The sequence below is a fragment of the Comamonas sp. SCN 65-56 genome (assembly GCF_001724135.1).
In the GTDB taxonomy this organism is placed as follows: Bacteria; Pseudomonadota; Gammaproteobacteria; order Burkholderiales; family Burkholderiaceae_C; genus Comamonas_C.
Window position 1 is genome coordinate 1 of record NZ_MEDS01000002.1, and the last position, 16381, is coordinate 16381.

Here is a 16381-nt window from a genome sequence, read left to right on the forward strand (position 1 = left end):
GCGTTCGCCGCGCCTGACCGAGGTTGCCGATTTCTTCCTGCTGCGCGCCCAGATGGCGCAGACGCTCAAGCACCTGGAGCGCTGGTGCCGCCCGCAACGTGTCGGCACGCCGCTGTACCTGCGCCCTGCGCGCGCCTGGCTGCAGCGCCAGCCGCTGGGCGTGGTCGGCATCATCTCGCCATGGAATTACCCGGTGCAGCTCGCGCTCGGCCCCGCCATTGGCGCCATCGCGGCGGGCAACCGCGTGCTGCTCAAACCCAGCGAGCTCACGCCCCACACCAGCGCCCAACTGGCTGACCTGATCGCCAAGGCCTTCGCCCCCGAGGAATTCTGCGTGCTGCAAGGCGGGCCCGACGTGGCTGCGCAGGTGGCGGCTCTGCCGCTGGATCACCTGGTATTCACCGGCTCCACAGCCGTCGGCCGCAAGGTGGCGCTGGCCGCAGCGGCCAACCTCACGCCCACCACGCTGGAGCTGGGTGGCAAATCGCCCGCGATCCTCGATGCCGATTGCGATCTGCGCGATGCGGCCCTCAAGCTTGCCCACGGCAAGCTGCTCAACGCCGGCCAGACCTGCATTGCGCCCGACTACCTCTTCGTCCCCAAGGGCAGCGAAGCCACATTTGCAGACCACTACCGCGCTGCGGTGGCGCAACTCTTCCCCTACTTTGCCGGCAACCCCGATTACGCCTCCATCATCACGCCGCGCCACCTGGCGCGCCTGCGCGATCTGTTGCAGGAGGCGCGCACCATGGGCGCGACCGTGCATGAGATGACGGCCGCGCCCGGCACGCCCGCGCCGCCGCAGCAGACCCTGGGCGATGGCATCGCGCGCCAGATGCCACCCGCGCTAGTGCTGGGCGCAACCAGCCAGATGCGGCTGATGCAGGAGGAAATCTTCGGCCCGCTGCTGCCGGTGATGGCTTACGAAGCGCTCGATGACGCAGTGCGCTACATCAACGCCCATCCGCGCCCGCTCTCGCTCTACTGGTTCGGCAACCGCACGGCGGTGCGCGATGAAGTGCTGGCGCATCGCGCATGAAAACCTGCCGTTCGGCGGCATTGGCGACAGCGGCTGGGGTGCCTACCACGGCGAAAGCGGCTTTCTGCGCTTTTCGCACCAAAAGCCCGTGCTGGTGCAGTCGCGCTGGGGCGCGGGCAAGATGCTTTACCCGCCGTACGGCGCACGCTTTGACCGTGTGATGGGCCTGATCCGGCGCTTGATGTAACGCAGGTGCCTGCCGCGGCGCGGCGGCGGGATAGGCAGCCTCAGCGTTTTGCGCGAGAATTACGGGTTTTCCATTAGTCTCGTTGTCGTTTACATGTCTCGCATTCAGGTACGCCCCGCCACCCTGCGCGATGCCAAAGCCATCGCCCAAGTCCACACCGCCGCTGCCCTGCACGCCTACAAGGATGTCGTTCCGGATGAGCAGCTCAAGGCCATGTCCTCCGTTGAAAAGCGCCAGGCCTACTGGCGCGAAGCCATCAATTACTGCGAGCCGCAGGTGCAAGTCGCCGTCGATGGCGACAAGATCGTCGGCTTTGTCGGCTTCGATCGCTCGCGCGATCCCAAGACCCGCCCCACCACCGGAGAAATCTGGGCCATCTATGCCGACCCCACCCACTGGGACCAGGGTGTGGGCCTGGCCCTGTGGGATGCCGCGCGCGACGGCCTGGCGGAAGAGGGCTGCACCACCGTCACCGCCTGGGTGCCCCTGCGCAACGAGCGCGCGCTGCACTTTCACGAGGCAGCGGGCTTCAAGCGCGAAATGAGCACCGCCAAGACGGCCGTCATCGGCGGTGTGAAGATTGAAGAGGTGCGCTTGCAGCGCTCCTTGAATTAGAGCTTCTTGCGCAGGCTGGGCAAGGGTTCAGGCAATGCCAGGCATCGGTATCAGGCCAGTGCTGCCTTGCGAAACACCTCGGCAGCCCACTGGTTGAGGCTTTGCCCGTGTGCCTGCGCGGCGATTTGCGCTTGCAGGTGCACCTCAGGTGGCACGCGCAGCATCATGTTGCCGCTGACGGGTTTGAGCGGCTGCTTGCCAATGTGTGCGCAGGTCGCCAGGTAGTCGTCGACCGCTTCTTCAAATGCTGCACGCAGCTCGGCCACCGTCTCGCCGTGAAAGCCGATCACGTCCGCAGTACCGAGGATGCGACCGGCGAAGATGGCGTCACGTTCGTCGAACTCGATACGGGCGGTGTAGCCCTTGTGGGTCATGGTGTTCATGGTTTTACTCCGATCAAGACCAGAAAATCGCGAGCCTGCTCCACTTGGTACGCTTTTGCCTCTTTTGCAATCGTATTTTGCAATCAATACCATGGCCTGCTCGTTTGGAAAGCATGAAAGCGAAAGATCGCGCGCGATCCAACAACCCAAGGCCTGCGAAATTCGTGAAAATACGTTGAAGGGATGCCGTCATGACCCCCATCGACCCGCAATTGCTGAAGCCGTTCGCATGCAAGTACATCTGGTGGAAAACACCGGAGGATGCCGTGACCACGCCCGAACGGGTGATGGCCCAGGTCATGGACATCGGCGACTACGCCGACGTGCAAACGCTCGCCGTGCAAGTGGGCGATGAAGCGCTGTGCGACGTACTGGCACATGCACAGGCCGGCCAGTTCAGCGAGCGCTCCTGGGCGTACTGGCACTACCGTCTCGGCTTGTCCGAAGCGGATCACGTCCCCGCACTGCCCGCACGGAGATTCGTTCCCTGCGGTGGCACCGAGAGCGAACACGTCAAGGTCTCTTTCTTTGGCACGATCGCCTTTGGCCGCGTGGGGGAACCGGATTGGACCGAGGACGGCGTTTTGCAGGTAGCGTCGCTTGACGACCTGATGGCGACCAAGGTAAAGGTCGTGCTCCAGCGGGCCGAGGCCAAGGATTACCGTGATGTGGCCGCGATGCTTGGCGTCGGTGTGAGCCTGGCACGCGGACTGGCATCCGCGCGCCAACTCTACGGACCGAACTTCCAGCCCAGCGAGAGCTTGAAAGCACTTGTGTACTTCAACGACGGAGACCTGGGCGCCCTGACCTCCGTCGAGAAAAAGACGCTGATCGACGCCGTGAAGGCGGTGCGCGACCTTCCCGAGGTGACGCTGCGATCGAAGTTCTTGAGTGGGCAGGGCTGAAACACCCGGCCCCGTTGCAACGGCTGCTCGAATATTTTATCTAGCAAAATCCAGCAAAAACCCTTGCCCAGACTGCGTAATCAGCTCTAGTTCAAGGAGCGATGCGGCCGCACTTCCTCGATCTTCACACCGCCGATGACAGCCGTCTTGGCGGTGCTCATTTCTCGCTTGAAGCCCGCTGCCTCGTGAAAGTGCAACCCACGCTCGTTACGCATTGGGAATTTGCTTTTTCTTGACTATCCACATGCCTCAGAAGCCTCGCACACCCAGCTCTCTCAAAAGAAGAGGGGTGATCGATCGCGCGAGCTTTACCCCCTCTCCCTCTGGGAGAGGGTGGGGTGAGGGCTTGCAGCCCAATTAGAAATCCCCGCGCCCCGCCACCCGCGCCAGTACCCTGAGATCGGACCCGATGCGCGCGATGTTGTGAAACTCGAGCGCGAGGCCCTGCGACAATGCCTGCAGCGGCCCCCAATCTGCCGGGCCGCGCGCGCCGCTGCCCAGCAGCAGGGGCGCCAGGTACAGCAGCAGTTCATCCACCAGCCCGGCGCGCACCAAGGCGCCGCTCAGCCGCGGCCCCGCCTCAAGGTGCAGCTCATTTACGCTGCGCCGCCCCAAATCGCGCAGCAGCGCGCGGATATCCACCTGGCCAGCGGCATCGGGTAGCACGGTAATCGTGGCGCCACGCGCACGCAGCGCATCGGCAGCCTTTACATCCTCGCGTGCGGTGTAAATCCATACCAACCTGCCGGGCACGTCAAAAAGCCGTGCAGCGGGCGGCGTGCGTAAACGGCTGTCCACGATCACCAGGTGCGGCTGGCGTGGCGTGGCTACGCCGCGCACGTTCAGCAGCGGACAATCCGCCAGCACCGTGCCCACGCCCGTTAGCACTGCACAGGCGCGCGCGCGCCAGGCGTGACCATCGGCGCGTGCCTCGGGCGAGGTAATCCACTGGCTGGCGCCGTTGGCCAGCGCCGCCACGCCATCGAGCGAGGTGGCCGCCTTCATGCGCACCCACGGCGTGCCGCGCACCATGCGGCTGAAAAAGCCGATGTTGAGCTCGCGCGATTCGGCCGCGCCCGGGCCCACCTCCACCGCCACGCCCGCCGCGCGTAGCCGGGCGAACCCTTGGCCCGCCACCAGCGGGTTGGGATCGGCTAATGAAGCCACCACGCGGGCGATGCCCGCCGCGATCAGCGCATCGCAACATGGCCCGGTGCGGCCCTGGTGCGCGCAGGGCTCCAGCGTCACATACGCCGTCGCGCCGCGCACGTCGTGCCCTTGCGCCGCGGCATCGCGCAGCGCCATCACCTCGGCGTGCGGGCCGCCGGCTTGCTGGGTAAAGCCGTGGCCCAGCACGTCGCCGTTTGTGCTGGCGATGACGCAGCCTACGCGGGGGTTGGGGTTGGAAAGAAAAAGCGCTTGGGTGGCGAACTCAAGCGCTTGGGTGATGTAGGAAGCGGCATCGGTCATGTCGCTTGCGATGGTATGCGAAGCCGGGAAATAGTGATCGCTTACTCCGTCGCGCTAGCTTTGCATGTTGCGGGGTCTAACGATGGTTTGCAACTGCGGGTCCTCCCTGAAGCCGCTACGATGATTCGGCGTGTCTGCTCTGCTGCTTCTGCGGCTGAGACGTCATTACGCGTGAGGCTGATAGTAAGCGCACCAAATCCACCACTCGTATTCCTTGGATATCCAGACCCATTGTAAGAAACATAAGGAGGGGACTCATTTGCTGTGCCCGTACCAGCAATGGCGATATAGCTTGGTGGGGAAGACTGTTCAAATACAATTTCATCATCACTTGTGCTGAAATTGTGGTCGATATTTCTGTCGATATACACAATCCAACCACTGTTCCAGTTGGAACCATCTTTGGGTGAAATGCCGGCATACATGTTGCGCTTCATGGCCTCGCCGCGAGCTGCATTGATAGCCGAAAGTAATGTGTTTGTAATTGAGCTCAGTTCGGAATTTCTCTGATAGCTAACAAAGCTGGGCGCGGCAACCATCATGAGAATTGCCGCGATGGAAACCGTGACCATCAACTCGATCAAAGTAAAACCGAGGTCACGAGTTTTTGAAACTATAGAAGTCATGGCCAGCAGAGTTTTCGGTTTGTGGCACTTGCAGTACCTGTACATGTTTTTACTCCAGTGCTTGTCAAGAGTAAATTGCCTACTTTAGGATCGCTTCCCGTTGGTGTAGCTACAACCCGAATGCAAACTTGCTCAGAAATTGATGCACCACATCTTTCTGCTGACAACGTATAAGTCTTCGACGTACTTTCTCCCACATATGTTTTAAATGGCACGGTGTCCGTAGTCACGAAGATCTTGTATGTGTTATTTTGCGTCATGAACCGTTCTTGTTGCTGCATCAAATCCATGAGAGCTGTCCGTGCTTCAGCACGGCGCCCTTTGAGGATTGAATCCTGATACGATGGATAAGCAATTGCAGCCAAAATACCAACAATGGCAACAACTACCATGAGCTCTATCAGAGTAAACCCCATAAGAGATTGATAAGGGGCTCTGAACATAGTCGTTTTTTTCATTTATTGTGCAACTCCAGATAATTGTTGATCTGACGCCAACTCAACCGACCACTTGGAAATTGAATTTTTTGCGTGCCATCGGGAGGTATGCTGAGGCCTCCGGAACCTTGTTGTATCACAGTCGTTGAAATTTCGGTTGTGGTGCGCCCAGAAGGGCTCCCTGAAGCACCAAAATTTTCAGATATATCGCCGATCACCAGCATCGGCTGGCCGGAAAGGCCGACCAGCGAGGCTGTACTTGTGCCCGTGCCATAGAACAAATCTACAAAATAGTTGCTGCCCGTTCCACCAGAGATGGAGCAGACGCCGGGAGTGGATGCCGAATCTGGCATGAGGCTGCTGAACGCTGCTTTTGTGGTCATCGGAACTGCGACTGAATCATAAACAATACGCTCTCCGTTACCCGGAAGGTCATAGTACCAGCCGGAACGTTTGGTAGCGTCGCCATCGCTAGCGGGTCTTCCCCATGTAAATGCTGAATTTGGACTAAACTTTCCCGTAACGGCATCGAGCGTGCTCACTTTCAATCGGCCACGCCCCTGAATTCCAACAACACCTGAGGTACCACCACTAGCGCTTCCGCTGCCATTATCGTATATGGTGTAATAGGTATTTTGTTGGGTGGATGTGCTATCGCCAGGTTCGATATACTTTCCTGTGCCGAAACCGATCAAATGCTTATTTGATCGACCGAATCCAATGATGGTCGGCGCAGCTGTGATGGGTTGAATGGATCCTCCTGCATCCTTTGCAATATACATGGGATAAGCTGTCAGACTTCCTGCAGAACCAGTGTTGAAGCGAGACAAATTTCCAGCCGACCAATCACTTGCCCCAAACCCTGTGAAATCCAGAGCCCATACGTTGCCGTGCAGGTCTCCAGCAGCAGCAAACTCAGTAAGCCCGGTTTCGTTCATGTAAGCTTCGAGATTAACAATTCCAACGGCCTTGCTCGTCGCCAGGGTGGAATCAAAAGGAAAACTGATTTTATAATAATTGTTTCCCAAGCTCCAGGCTGTGCCTATCGGTTTGTCCAGCGCCAGAAGAAAAATGGTTGGTGCACCCGTTGGGCTGAAGATGCCATCGCCAGAATCAACATAGTTGTTTACCCCGGCAGGGACCATCGCAAACCAGCGGGTAACTACAGGCGTGGCACTTGGCGCACTAGTGCGTAGTTTGATAATGCGAGGTTTACCAAGGACGTAACCCATATCTGAATCATTGGCTTGGGTAAATTCCCACATTACCTTGCTAGCATCGAATGCTGCAGGGTCGGTCACGTCCAAAGCAAAAACGCCACGACCACCACCCCCAGAGCCGGAAATCAAAATAGTTTTCCAATCGTCCGCGGTCCCGTCTGAGCCATATTGGATGTCTCCAATAACTGGGCTTGCATCAACGTATGCTTGGTGCAGATAATCTTTGTCGGTCAGCAGGCTCAATTTAGGGCCGAGCCAACTCGGTATGTAAGCGAAGAGCTCCTCGCCATTGTCGGCGTTGAAAGCGTGCATCATCCCATCATTCGCACCAACATATATTGCATTTGTACGATTTTTTACAGCCGCCTTGTTGGCAAAATCAGTGTAGCCCTTGCCGAGGTTGGATCGAGGTGATGGAGCTCCGATAAATTGCAAACCAGAGTTGACCACGTCACCCAATGCGTGGAAGCGTACGCGGAACGGACTGCCTTCCTTGCTCTTGTCTCCGCGGATGTAATCGAGGCGGTCTTTCCACAAACCGTCTGAAGCGGCCCCAGGAGCAGGGCGATCAAGATCGTCCTGCAGTGCTGAGACAATGCTGGCAGCCTTGAAATCAGTAGCGCGTGGCGAAGGGTTGACTCCTCCGACGCCTACCACGATGTTGCGGTCAGGCGATCCAGCAACCAAGCGATTGGAAAGCTGCTGATCTGCCGACCACATCGCTGTGGCTCCCATTGAAATTGCCTTGGTCACTGCGTCGATGCTGAGTGGAAATGCCTGGACGTCGCCCCACCAGCTGCTGGTATCAAATGATGCCTGATACACCAATGAACCCGTTGTTACTTTTGAGCTGGATGACGCAGCGCCAGCAATACTGCGTTGCGCACTGGAGGCCTCACTGAAAATTCGCTCGAAAGCTGCAAGTACGCCCCTGGCATCACTCTGCAGGAAATATGTCTGTGGTTCCAACGGTTTCGCGGGATCTTGCCAAACGTCATTGTTGGGGTTGCCATCCTTGTCATAAAACGGATTTCCCGTGGTATTGTATGGACGAGCGTCCTGAGTTGGCTGTGTCAAAAACCCACCATATTTACCGGCTGTATAATATTGATTGTTATTTCGACGTTGACTATCCACACTCTCAGTGGCGTATTCATTCACGTCGAAGAAGAAGGACTTCACGCGCAGGCCTGGGCGCTGTTTTTCCGGCTCGGCTGTCCAATCCGCTCCGCGAATATCATGGGTGTGCGCCCAGTAAGACAAACCGTAAACTTGCGCACCTCGACTGGTTGGGCCAGAACTCGCGGGATTTGGGTTGCTGGTTGTGCGTGAAGCGCCTTGCCCATCAATATAATTCGTCACTTGCTTTTTTTCGAACGCCCTGACAACCGAAATCCATTTTTCAATATCTGGAATATTGTTGGCTATATTGGTGCCGGCCATTCTGTTGTGTGAACCGCCACTAGTATAACGAGAATCCCAGGTATTGATATCGCCGATAAGAGCAATATTGCTTTTTAAGCAAGAATAGTCAGCAGTCTTGTCTCGCCCGTTGCCAAATGGATCAATAGCAGACCAGTCTTTGTAAATCGGATAGCCGTCATAATAGGTCACCTGTGTCGTATTACCTAAATCCAAATTGTCAACTGCTGCTGACGATGGCGGCAAACCCTGCATGTAACGCAAAGTTTCGTAATAGAGTTCCCCGGAGGGGTCATATTTTTTGTAGCGGCCAGGGACAGGCCCTGTACGACCAAATTGATTAAGATAGTTGATGACGCCACTGATGCCGAATGTAGTGTCGCCATCTGGATTTTTATTGAAAATTCCTGTCAAAGCATTCCATTCGGCATTGGGGTTCCCGCCGGCTGGAGTGTCTTCCGTTCCGTTGATATCATAGGTCCTCGGGCCGACATACTTCATCGGCGCACGAAGGACACCACCATAGCGTCCCGCCTTGCTGGCACCGTTGTCCCAACTTAACGTTTGTTCCAAGGCATAACCGAAGGCAGCGAGACGAAGTTGATTGTTGTATTTTTGAATCACCCCGTTCGGCTTAAAGTTACCATTAGGATATTTGTTGCAAAAATTATAATCCCGATCATCAACTAAAGTGCTGCCGCTTTTGTTGCAGACCTCAGCCCTGGCGTAGAAAAAACCATCCGAATTTAGCCCAGGGCCTCCGGGTGGCGTCCAGGAGCCCGTGTAACTGCGCAGATAACAATTTTTGGCTGTGCCCGAGGCGGGATCAGTAAATACACCGTTTGTACAATTGAAGCCTCCTGAAACTGGAGCCACTTTCCATTTTCCGCTTGACGGGCTACCGGACGTGTAGCCGCCATACCATACTTCCTGGATGCCACTTGCCGTGCAGCTTCCGTTTTCAGCGGCGCAGATTGTTGCGTCTGAAGGAAGGCTGCCTGTCTTTGTTATAATGGAGCCCATTGCTTTGGTTGTACTCAGGCTGTAAGAGCCGGGGTTACCACAGGAGCCGCCTTTTGCTGTACCAAAATAAATTCTGTTGAGGGTATTAGCCACCCAGATGGCGCTGGCACCTGCGCTGTTGGCCGCAGAGACCATTGCGTTAGGCACGGCTCCAGCGTAGTAGCTGCTGTTGAGCTTTTTGGCTGGAAAATTAGGACTATTCCACATGCATGTTGGATCACCATTAGGAATGACAGCACGTTGCAGGATAGTCAAATTTGTTTCATCAATATAGCGATCGCCGCCAGAAAGAGCGAGTCGCAACATGTCAATTGCAGAACTACTGGCCCAATTTAAAAAATTTCCGCTAAAAGCGTTGGTGCATTGGTGTGCAGTGGCCGTACCACTGATGACAAAACGTTTGTAGTCCGACGTCGTATTAGGGGCAACCGCAGGTTCACTTGGATTATCAATGTATGTATAACATTTCTCTGCGTTATAGTAGCCAATATACTCGTTGGCGGGCGTATAACTTGAATCTTCTGTGCCACCCGGTGTGCTTACGTATTGCGCGCCGACCGTTGGAAACTCAACTGAAAGCGCCAGCGCCAACGTTGGTTTGTCGCCCTGAGTGGCTGCGTATAGCGGCACCGATGCAATATTGACGGCTTTGAAAGGTGGCGGGCTTGCTTGACCTATGACGGCAAATGATGCAAGCCCACCAATTATAAATATGCCAGAAATGATGGCTTGAACGAAGTGCCGTTTGGGCTGGTCGTACATGGCATGTGAAAGCGATGTCATGTGTCCTCCAAATAGTTCTAGTGCCTAAAGATCGTCTGTGCGACCGCCTGGATGTCCAAACGCGGACCAAATCCCATGGCGGTAATTCGATAGTCATGTCCAAAATTGGATGAAAAACTCGCGCCGTTATAGTTGCTGGTCACTTGCTGCCCCTGACCGGAGGCAGCAGAGCCCAAGTCTTCCACAATGTAGCGAGGAGACTGCGCGGGCTGTATTCCCTTGTTTGCCACACCGTTGGCATTGGCAAAGGTGCGACCGGTGTAAGTGCCTAGTGCAGCAGTTTCTGCAGTGCCGGACGCATCGCCGAAATCGACGACCTGCCAAACGGGTTTTGCAGCTGATGGATCAGGGCGGCAGAAGCCACGCGTGCCGACAGTGGCAGAACAGCCAGTGTCGATGGCGAGCGCATCAATAGGATTAGATGCATTGCGTAGGCCTATTTGGGCGTCAGTCAGTGCGGCTTCCGCACCCTGCCAGGCCACTTGCATGTCGCGATCGTTACGGGCACCCCGTTCACCCATCAGAGAGATTTGCATGCTTGCAACACCGAGCATGGATACGATTACAAGAAGGAGCAGCACGACGATGAGCGACACACCTTTTTGTTTTTTTCGGCCATTGCAATGATGCCGAGATAGTAAATATTTCATTATTGCCCTCTTGATCTATGAAGGCATCTCAACGTCACAAGGTGATGTGCCGGCATCAGTCTGGTAGCCTTGATTTTGACAGTTACGCAAATGAATTGTGAAAGTCACGGTTTGCCTGAGCAGAGAATCGTTCGCTGTATACGTTGAACCTGGATCGCTTGGGCTAGATAGATTGGAACTACCTAGTGGATATAAAGTTTGTGAAGTCACGCTCTGTGCTGAGCCTGTTGATCCACGCAATACCAATCCAATCCGCACGCTATTCACGCGTCTCCAGTTTACATAAGTTGCCGGATCATTTCCCGATACGGTGAGTTGGCTGGCACGCAAATAGCGTTTCGCCAGACCATCGGAGTGGCCAGTGGGCGCGGTATTGGGAACGACGTTATCGACGCCGTAAAGCACTTGAAAATTTTCAACACCATCAATCAAAGGAGTTGGTTTCGAAAACGTTCCATCATCGTTGATTTTAATACACATCAATGCTGGCTGGCCACTGCTGGCACTAAGATCAACATAAAGGATGCTAACGAGCCTATCTGACTTGTCTGCTCCTATAGAGTTTGACGGCCATCCGTCGCAAGAAATCATGCCTCCGTCAGTTCCCGAGCCATCATCCATTGCCGCCGTTTGGAATTGAAGTATCAATACGTCGCTTCCAAAGCCTATTGTGCCTGGTGTTCTAGCTGTAACCGTGTTCAGCGGATCCGAGGCGCTTGGTATTGAATTATCGTAGCCAAAAATATTTGGTCTCAAATTATTGATATCAACGCCATTTTGCAATTTATATTTTTGAGGGCTATCACTATAGGGTGCGCGAGCCCACTGCATATCTTCAAAACCAGTTTGAACGGTCAGCCGCTGAATCAAACTTGTGGCGAAGCGAGCGTCGTCTCTCAATTGAGATGCGGCGTCTACTGTCGACGCTCCCCTGCGGCTCGCAGTCAGGACCGCGACAGCTGCGAGTACGATGAGCAAGCCAATCGCCATGGCAACCATCAGCTCGACCAATGTCAATCCATAAGCTGCGCTGCCTGCGGTTTTCGGGCGGCTCTGATGGTATTTAGCGGTCATGGCTGATCCCCGGGGGTGACGGGCAGGATGACGAATGGGCGCGCATTTGTGTCACTTGCCTGCTGGATAATTTTGTCTGTAGTCTCTTGTGTCCAGCCAAGCTTGATGACGACCGTGAAATTTCCACTGGGTGATGCTGTGCACGTCCACTGAGGCAGACCGTTCGAACTGTTGTATGGGGCACTGTCCTCACAGATCACCGCTCTTGCCTCGGGTAGAGCCTGCCCAACGCGGACAAGCCAATCTGTCAGTTGAGCAGTGGCTATGGTGTTGCCATTGGTGCAAGCGCTGCCTATATCCAAACAGGTGGCAGTTCCAGCAGCCGGAATGCTGGCACCTGAAAAATTACCAAAGTAGGGGTTGCCGGATGTCAATGAGGCTGCGCCAGGATTGCCGCGCATCATGTCTGCCAGCTCGCGCGCCAAACTTACAGCCGTTGATTGCTGCCGTGCGATGCGGCCGTATTTCAGCGAGGCGGCTTGCAGGCCTGCAACCCCGAGAAGACCGAAGGAAAGCACCACAATGGAAATGAGTACTTCTACCAAGGAAAAGCCGACTAACCGCCGAGGCGACGGCAAACCTGGATGGTTATTGGGCGTAGTAAAACGTAACATGCGGTCATTTTTGATCGACTGACGTAGTTGGGCAACGCATCTTGTCGGCTATTTCGCGCCGCTTGTCGGTTTGTTCCGACTCCCGCCCAATTTTTGGAGGAGCTGCCGTGAGCACCCTGACGATACGCCTGCCCGAAGACACTGCGCAGCGCCTCAAGTCCCTGGCGCAAACCCGGGGCTTGAGCATGAACAAGCTGATGGAGGGGCTCAGCGCCCAGGCTATTGCTGCCTTTGATGTGGAGACGCGTTTTCGTGCGCTGGCCGCGCGTGGCGACGCGGCTCAGGCCTTGGCCATTCTTGATCGCCTGGACCGGCAGGACGCAGATCACGGTGTACGCTGAAATTGGTACTTGGTTGCAGGCGATGGGAGTGAAACCATGAGCAGTACGCTGACGCACAAGGGCCTGGCGGCGCGCGTCGAATTCGACGCCGACGAGGGCATCCTGTGGGGCAAGGTGCTGGGCTTGCCCGATCAGGTCAGCATCACCTTCGAGGGGCAGACGGTGCACGCGTTGCGCCAAGATTTCGAGCGCGCGGTGGATTTCTACCTTGAAGAATGCGCCCGAAAAGGCGAGGCGCCGCACAAGAGCGCCAGCGGCAAACTCATGCTGCGCGTGCCGCCCGAAGTGCACAGCGCCGCCCTGACGGCCGCGCAAGCCGCCGGGCTGAGCCTGACCCAATGGGCCGCGCGCGCCCTGAGCGAAGCTGCACACGCCTGAGCGCGCCCGGGCGCCCCGTGGCCGAGCACCCCAAGGGGCCGGTGACCATGCGCGTGGATGCGGACGTGCTGGCCGCCATCAAGGCCAGCGGCAGCGGCTGGCAAACCCGCGTGAACGCCCTGTTGCGCGAGGCCGTGCGCCGGGGCAAGCTGACGGCGTGAGGCGGGGCGCCGATTCAGCGGCGCAGGCAGATCGAGCAGCGCGGCTTCCCGCACTCCTGGCTCTTTTGGATGGTGGACGAAGTGGCGCAGTGACTGCGGGCCTGCCTCAAAGCGTGGGGCGCAGGCAACTTGGTGCCGCGTGAGCTATGCCACGCGCATTTCTTCACGGATGACGCGACGCAGGGTGGCTTCCAGCCGTTCGCCGCTCATGGCGTCATGCAGCGCCTGGTTGATGAGGGTTTGGTATCCGCGCTCGCCTGCCTTGGCGCGGAAGAAGGCGAGCACTTCACCGTCCAGCATGATGCTGACGCGCTGTTTGCCCAAGCGTTCGCGCACTGCGGTTGCAAATTCTGCATGGCCGACATCTTTCAGGCCCACGCGCAGACGCGGTGCCTTGGGTTCAGAGGTAGCGGGAGAGTGTGTCGATTTCATGGGTTTCGGCCTTTCGCATGGAGATGATGTGGATTTCGTCTTCGGTTTCTGTGTGGGTAATGGTCACAATGGCCAGGCCCAGGAACCCCGTGGTATTGAAGCGCTGTTCCCCGTCGTAGTTGCGTGTGTCTTCTTCCGTGATGGTGGGGCCTGCAAACACGTGGCACCCGTCGGCAAAGTCGTAACCGTGTTTGCTCAGGTTGGTTTGCCGCTTGGTTTCGTGCCAGGTGAAATTCATTGGTCAATTATGCATATAAAAATATGTATTACAAGAAATGCTCGACGTCAACGGGGGCATCCTGTGGGGCAAGGTGCTGGGCTTGCCCGATCAGATCAGCATCACCTTCGAAGGCCAGACGGTGCAAGCGTTGCGCCAAGACTTAGAGCGCGCTGTGGCGCCCCGTGACGGCGCATCTCAAGTAGCCCATGAGCACGCGCGTGGGTGCGGGCGTACTGGCCGCTCAGCGGTAGTGAGGTTGCGTTTGGGCAGATCGGTCAGATCAACGCACAGCGTCTCGCCCGTGCTCCAGGCAAGCTCCAGCACTGCGGGGGCGGCAAGGCGTGCGCTTTCGATGGTGGGCGGGTTTTTCATGGGTCAAGGTCATTCACGCTTTGCCCCGATAGCCCAGGGCAACGCAGGTAATGTCGTCCGACTGCGGCGCATCGCGGACAAACGATTGGATGTCGGCGAGCACGTGGTTCACGATCTCCGTGGGGTTGTCCTTGGCGCTGGCGAATGCGGCGCTCAGGGTTTGGCGCAGGCGCGGCTCGCCGTATTCCTGGCCGTCGGGATTGAAGGCTTCGGTGACGCCATCGGTGTAGAGAAACAGCAGGTCACCGGGGGCCAGGGTGATCGCTCCCTCCTGGTAGGGGAAGCCTTCGCTCACCGCCACGGCCATGCCGCCCGTGCGCTGCAGCAAGGCTGGTTCGCCGTTGCAGCGCAGTACCCAGGGCGGGTTGTGGCCGGCGTTGACATAGCGCACCCGGCCGGTGCGCAGCTCCAGCAGGCCGTAGAACAAGGTGACGAACATCATCTGTTCGTTCTCCGCAGCGAGCAGGTCGTTGACCTGGGCGACGCAGCGCGTCGGCTCGGTCACGAATTGCGCGGTGGCCTTCAGCAGCGTGCGTGTGATGGTCATGAAGAGCGCCGCCGGAATGCCCTTGCCGGAGACGTCGGCGATGACGAAGCCGAGATGATCCGGATCGATCAGAAAGTAATCGTAGAAGTCCCCGCCGACTTCGCGGGCGGGGGTGATCTCGCAATGGAGCTGAATGCGCTCGTCCTGCAGTGCGTGCCTTGGAAGAATGCTCAACTGCACCTGCGCCGCGATCTGCAGCTCCTGCTCCAGGCCCGCCAGCCGGTTCTTCGCGATCAAGGCTTCCCGCAGCTCCTGTACCACGCCGGTCAGGCGCTGATGCTGGTCGATCAGGCGGGCGGAGAGCTCATTCATCACCTGGCCCAGCTGGCGCAACTGGTCTTCGTCGCTGAGCCCGGGCTTGAACTTGATGAACTGGTGGGTCGCGTCGGCCAGCACCTGCAGCTTGGTGCGCAGCAGCCGCTCCTGCCGGCGGCGCATGCGCTCGCGCAGGGCTCGGGCAGCGATCAAGTCACGCGCGTTGCGCCTGAATGTGGCAACGGCCTGCGCAATGCGGCCGATTTCGTCGTTCCCCACGCCGAGCAGGCGGACCTCGGTATCGCCTTTGGCGAGGGCTTGCAGCGCATCGATGGAATCTTCCAGCGGGCGCAGGCTGTGGCGCAGATACCAGTTCAAGCCCAGCAGCACCGCCACCACCAGGGCGATGGTTGCGCCCAGTGCCAATTGCTCCAGGAAGCGGCTGGCGCGCGCGTTGGCGGTGGTGTCGGTGAGCGTGATCAGCGTCCCGAGGGCGTGGCCCGCCAGATCATTGGCCACGGTGCCGGTGACGGTGTAGGTGTGGTCATCCACGCTCAGTGCGAAATGCTGCGCGCCCCGCGGCGCGATGTGCGGCGCAACCTGCTGCCACAGCAACGGATCGGTGGTGCGCAGCAAGCGCCCGTGCAAATCCAGCAGCGTGACACTGGCGTCGATGCGCCGCGCCAGTTGCGCCATCGGGTGGCTTACGTCGCGCGCCAGCACCAGCAGCGCCGGATCTTTCCGGCTGGTCAATCGTTTCGCGGACAGGACCACGACCTGCGTGCTGCTCACCTGGCGCAGGCCGTCCACCGAAGCGCCAACGCTGGCGCGTTCCAGGCTGTCGGTTTCGAGCAGGGGATAGTCCGGCCGCAGCCCCCAGATGGCGGGCGCGCTGCCCAGCTCCATCACGGCGGCGAGCGCAAAGGGCGGGTCGGAGCCGTCCAGCAGGCCCTGCCCGGCGATGGCTTGCCGCATGGCGTCCTGATCGCCGCGTTGACTGGCCTGCTGAAACTGCGGCAGCAACGCCAGCTTGTCCATCGCCGTGTCCAGCACCCTGTCTTCCACCGCCAGCGATTCGGCCCATTGCGCCGATTGCGCGGCATTGGCCGCCAAGGCCTGTTGCTGGCGCGAGAGTTGTTCGCGTATCGCGCCGCTGCCCAGCAGCCCGGCCGTGACCAGCAGCAGGGCCATGGCCACCATCAGGGTGATGCGTGTGCGCAGCAGCAT

At 58.0% G+C, this 16381-nt stretch carries 17 protein-coding genes and 2 pseudogenes; 6 read left to right on the forward strand and 13 right to left on the reverse strand.

The genetic code is table 11. The annotated features are described in order from the left end of the window. A pseudogene (locus ABS45_RS01375) lies at positions 1-1226 on the forward strand (aldehyde dehydrogenase family protein); the annotation flags it as partial. 93 nt (positions 1227-1319) lie between these two features. Beyond that, positions 1320-1841: a GNAT family N-acetyltransferase gene (locus ABS45_RS01380; RefSeq protein WP_291552151.1), complete on the forward strand. Its 522-nt coding sequence runs from the start codon at positions 1320-1322 to the stop codon at positions 1839-1841. A gap of 50 nt (positions 1842-1891) precedes the next feature. Here ABS45_RS01380 and ABS45_RS01385 read toward each other — a convergent pair whose 3' ends face one another. After that, a complete protein-coding gene (locus tag ABS45_RS01385) occupies positions 1892-2224 on the reverse strand; it encodes a type II toxin-antitoxin system HicB family antitoxin (RefSeq protein WP_291552153.1) in 333 nt (110 codons plus the stop codon). A gap of 191 nt (positions 2225-2415) precedes the next feature. Here ABS45_RS01385 and ABS45_RS01390 point away from each other — a divergent pair, with 191 nt between their 5' ends. Continuing rightward, a complete protein-coding gene (locus tag ABS45_RS01390) occupies positions 2416-3129 on the forward strand; it encodes a nucleotidyl transferase AbiEii/AbiGii toxin family protein (protein WP_291552155.1) in 714 nt (237 codons plus the stop codon). An 86-nt stretch (positions 3130-3215) separates the two neighbouring features. On the opposite strand, the pseudogene ABS45_RS01395 reads toward ABS45_RS01390, so the two are convergent. The 8 genes and pseudogenes from ABS45_RS01395 to pilV form a co-directional block, all read right to left on the reverse strand. Then, positions 3216-3347: pseudogene (locus ABS45_RS01395) on the reverse strand (GNAT family N-acetyltransferase); the annotation flags it as partial. 139 nt (positions 3348-3486) lie between these two features. Next, positions 3487-4599 (reverse strand): bifunctional diaminohydroxyphosphoribosylaminopyrimidine deaminase/5-amino-6-(5-phosphoribosylamino)uracil reductase RibD, encoded by a 1113-nt coding sequence (gene ribD / locus ABS45_RS01400; protein ID WP_291552158.1) that lies wholly within the window; start codon positions 4597-4599, stop codon positions 3487-3489. Between the two features lie 41 nt (positions 4600-4640). Then, positions 4641-5225: a GspH/FimT family pseudopilin gene (locus tag ABS45_RS01405; protein WP_291552162.1), complete on the reverse strand. Its 585-nt coding sequence runs from the start codon at positions 5223-5225 to the stop codon at positions 4641-4643. After that, entirely contained in the window at positions 5222-5683 is a 462-nt protein-coding gene (locus ABS45_RS01410) for a type IV pilin protein (protein WP_291552165.1), read from the reverse strand. The genes ABS45_RS01405 and ABS45_RS01410 overlap by 4 nt, the downstream gene beginning before the upstream one ends. Then, the gene (locus ABS45_RS01415; RefSeq protein WP_291552167.1) at positions 5680-10089 is read right to left on the reverse strand and encodes a PilC/PilY family type IV pilus protein; all 4410 of its coding nucleotides are present in this window, start codon (positions 10087-10089) and stop codon (positions 5680-5682) included. The genes ABS45_RS01410 and ABS45_RS01415 overlap by 4 nt, the downstream gene beginning before the upstream one ends. Positions 10090-10127: 38 nt before the next feature. Next, positions 10128-10760 carry a PilX N-terminal domain-containing pilus assembly protein gene (locus ABS45_RS01420; protein ID WP_291552170.1) on the reverse strand — a complete coding sequence of 211 codons (633 nt, stop codon included), beginning with the start codon at positions 10758-10760 and terminating at the stop codon, positions 10128-10130. Between the two features lie 15 nt (positions 10761-10775). Further along, positions 10776-11834, reverse strand: a complete 1059-nt coding sequence (locus ABS45_RS01425) for a PilW family protein (protein ID WP_291552172.1) — start codon at positions 11832-11834, stop codon at positions 10776-10778. Beyond that, entirely contained in the window at positions 11831-12448 is a 618-nt protein-coding gene (pilV, locus tag ABS45_RS01430; RefSeq protein WP_291552174.1) for a type IV pilus modification protein PilV, read from the reverse strand. The genes ABS45_RS01425 and pilV overlap by 4 nt, the downstream gene beginning before the upstream one ends. Before the next feature lie 107 nt (positions 12449-12555). Here pilV and ABS45_RS01435 point away from each other — a divergent pair, with 107 nt between their 5' ends. Genes ABS45_RS01435 through ABS45_RS01445 form a run of 3 tightly spaced genes read left to right on the forward strand, consistent with a single transcriptional unit; the run spans position 12556 to position 13328 of the window. Then, positions 12556-12789 carry a ribbon-helix-helix protein, CopG family gene (locus tag ABS45_RS01435; protein WP_291552176.1) on the forward strand — a complete coding sequence of 78 codons (234 nt, stop codon included), beginning with the start codon at positions 12556-12558 and terminating at the stop codon, positions 12787-12789. Between the two features lie 36 nt (positions 12790-12825). Continuing rightward, positions 12826-13167 carry a type II toxin-antitoxin system HicB family antitoxin gene (locus ABS45_RS01440; RefSeq protein ID WP_291552178.1) on the forward strand — a complete coding sequence of 114 codons (342 nt, stop codon included), beginning with the start codon at positions 12826-12828 and terminating at the stop codon, positions 13165-13167. Then, positions 13128-13328 carry a BrnA antitoxin family protein gene (locus ABS45_RS01445; protein ID WP_291552180.1) on the forward strand — a complete coding sequence of 67 codons (201 nt, stop codon included), beginning with the start codon at positions 13128-13130 and terminating at the stop codon, positions 13326-13328. The genes ABS45_RS01440 and ABS45_RS01445 overlap by 40 nt, the downstream gene beginning before the upstream one ends. A 144-nt stretch (positions 13329-13472) precedes the next feature. Here ABS45_RS01445 and ABS45_RS01450 read toward each other — a convergent pair whose 3' ends face one another. The 4 genes from ABS45_RS01450 to ABS45_RS01465 all read right to left on the reverse strand — a co-directional run bounded on the left by ABS45_RS01450 (position 13473) and on the right by ABS45_RS01465 (position 16381). Beyond that, positions 13473-13706 (reverse strand): BrnA antitoxin family protein, encoded by a 234-nt coding sequence (locus tag ABS45_RS01450; protein WP_291552182.1) that lies wholly within the window; start codon positions 13704-13706, stop codon positions 13473-13475. Between the two features lie 22 nt (positions 13707-13728). After that, entirely contained in the window at positions 13729-13998 is a 270-nt protein-coding gene (locus ABS45_RS01455) for a BrnT family toxin (protein ID WP_291552184.1), read from the reverse strand. A 177-nt stretch (positions 13999-14175) separates the two neighbouring features. Next, positions 14176-14352, reverse strand: a complete 177-nt coding sequence (locus ABS45_RS01460) for a hypothetical protein (RefSeq protein ID WP_291552185.1) — start codon at positions 14350-14352, stop codon at positions 14176-14178. A gap of 13 nt (positions 14353-14365) precedes the next feature. Next, a complete protein-coding gene (locus ABS45_RS01465; protein ID WP_291552186.1) occupies positions 14366-16381 on the reverse strand; it encodes a SpoIIE family protein phosphatase in 2016 nt (671 codons plus the stop codon).

Excerpts from the sequence above, each read along its gene's own strand:
- ABS45_RS01465 (WP_291552186.1), bottom strand. The coding sequence starts at position 16,381 with ATGCTGCTGCGCACACGCATCACCCTGATGGTGGCCATGGCCCTGCTG.
- ABS45_RS01425 (WP_291552172.1), bottom strand. The coding sequence starts at position 11,834 with ATGACCGCTAAATACCATCAGAGCCGCCCGAAAACCGCAGGCAGCGCA.
- ABS45_RS01405 (WP_291552162.1), bottom strand. The coding sequence starts at position 5,225 with ATGACTTCTATAGTTTCAAAAACTCGTGACCTCGGTTTTACTTTGATC.
- ABS45_RS01380 (WP_291552151.1), top strand. The coding sequence starts at position 1,320 with ATGTCTCGCATTCAGGTACGCCCCGCCACCCTGCGCGATGCCAAAGCC.
- ABS45_RS01460 (WP_291552185.1), bottom strand. The coding sequence starts at position 14,352 with ATGAAAAACCCGCCCACCATCGAAAGCGCACGCCTTGCCGCCCCCGCA.
- pilV (WP_291552174.1), bottom strand. The coding sequence starts at position 12,448 with ATGTTACGTTTTACTACGCCCAATAACCATCCAGGTTTGCCGTCGCCT.
- ABS45_RS01440 (WP_291552178.1), top strand. The coding sequence starts at position 12,826 with ATGAGCAGTACGCTGACGCACAAGGGCCTGGCGGCGCGCGTCGAATTC.
- ribD (WP_291552158.1), bottom strand. The coding sequence starts at position 4,599 with ATGACCGATGCCGCTTCCTACATCACCCAAGCGCTTGAGTTCGCCACC.
- ABS45_RS01420 (WP_291552170.1), bottom strand. The coding sequence starts at position 10,760 with ATGAAATATTTACTATCTCGGCATCATTGCAATGGCCGAAAAAAACAA.
- ABS45_RS01390 (WP_291552155.1), top strand. The coding sequence starts at position 2,416 with ATGACCCCCATCGACCCGCAATTGCTGAAGCCGTTCGCATGCAAGTAC.
- ABS45_RS01415 (WP_291552167.1), bottom strand. The coding sequence starts at position 10,089 with ATGTACGACCAGCCCAAACGGCACTTCGTTCAAGCCATCATTTCTGGC.
- ABS45_RS01455 (WP_291552184.1), bottom strand. The coding sequence starts at position 13,998 with ATGAATTTCACCTGGCACGAAACCAAGCGGCAAACCAACCTGAGCAAA.
- ABS45_RS01385 (WP_291552153.1), bottom strand. The coding sequence starts at position 2,224 with ATGAACACCATGACCCACAAGGGCTACACCGCCCGTATCGAGTTCGAC.
- ABS45_RS01445 (WP_291552180.1), top strand. The coding sequence starts at position 13,128 with ATGGGCCGCGCGCGCCCTGAGCGAAGCTGCACACGCCTGAGCGCGCCC.
- ABS45_RS01410 (WP_291552165.1), bottom strand. The coding sequence starts at position 5,683 with ATGAAAAAAACGACTATGTTCAGAGCCCCTTATCAATCTCTTATGGGG.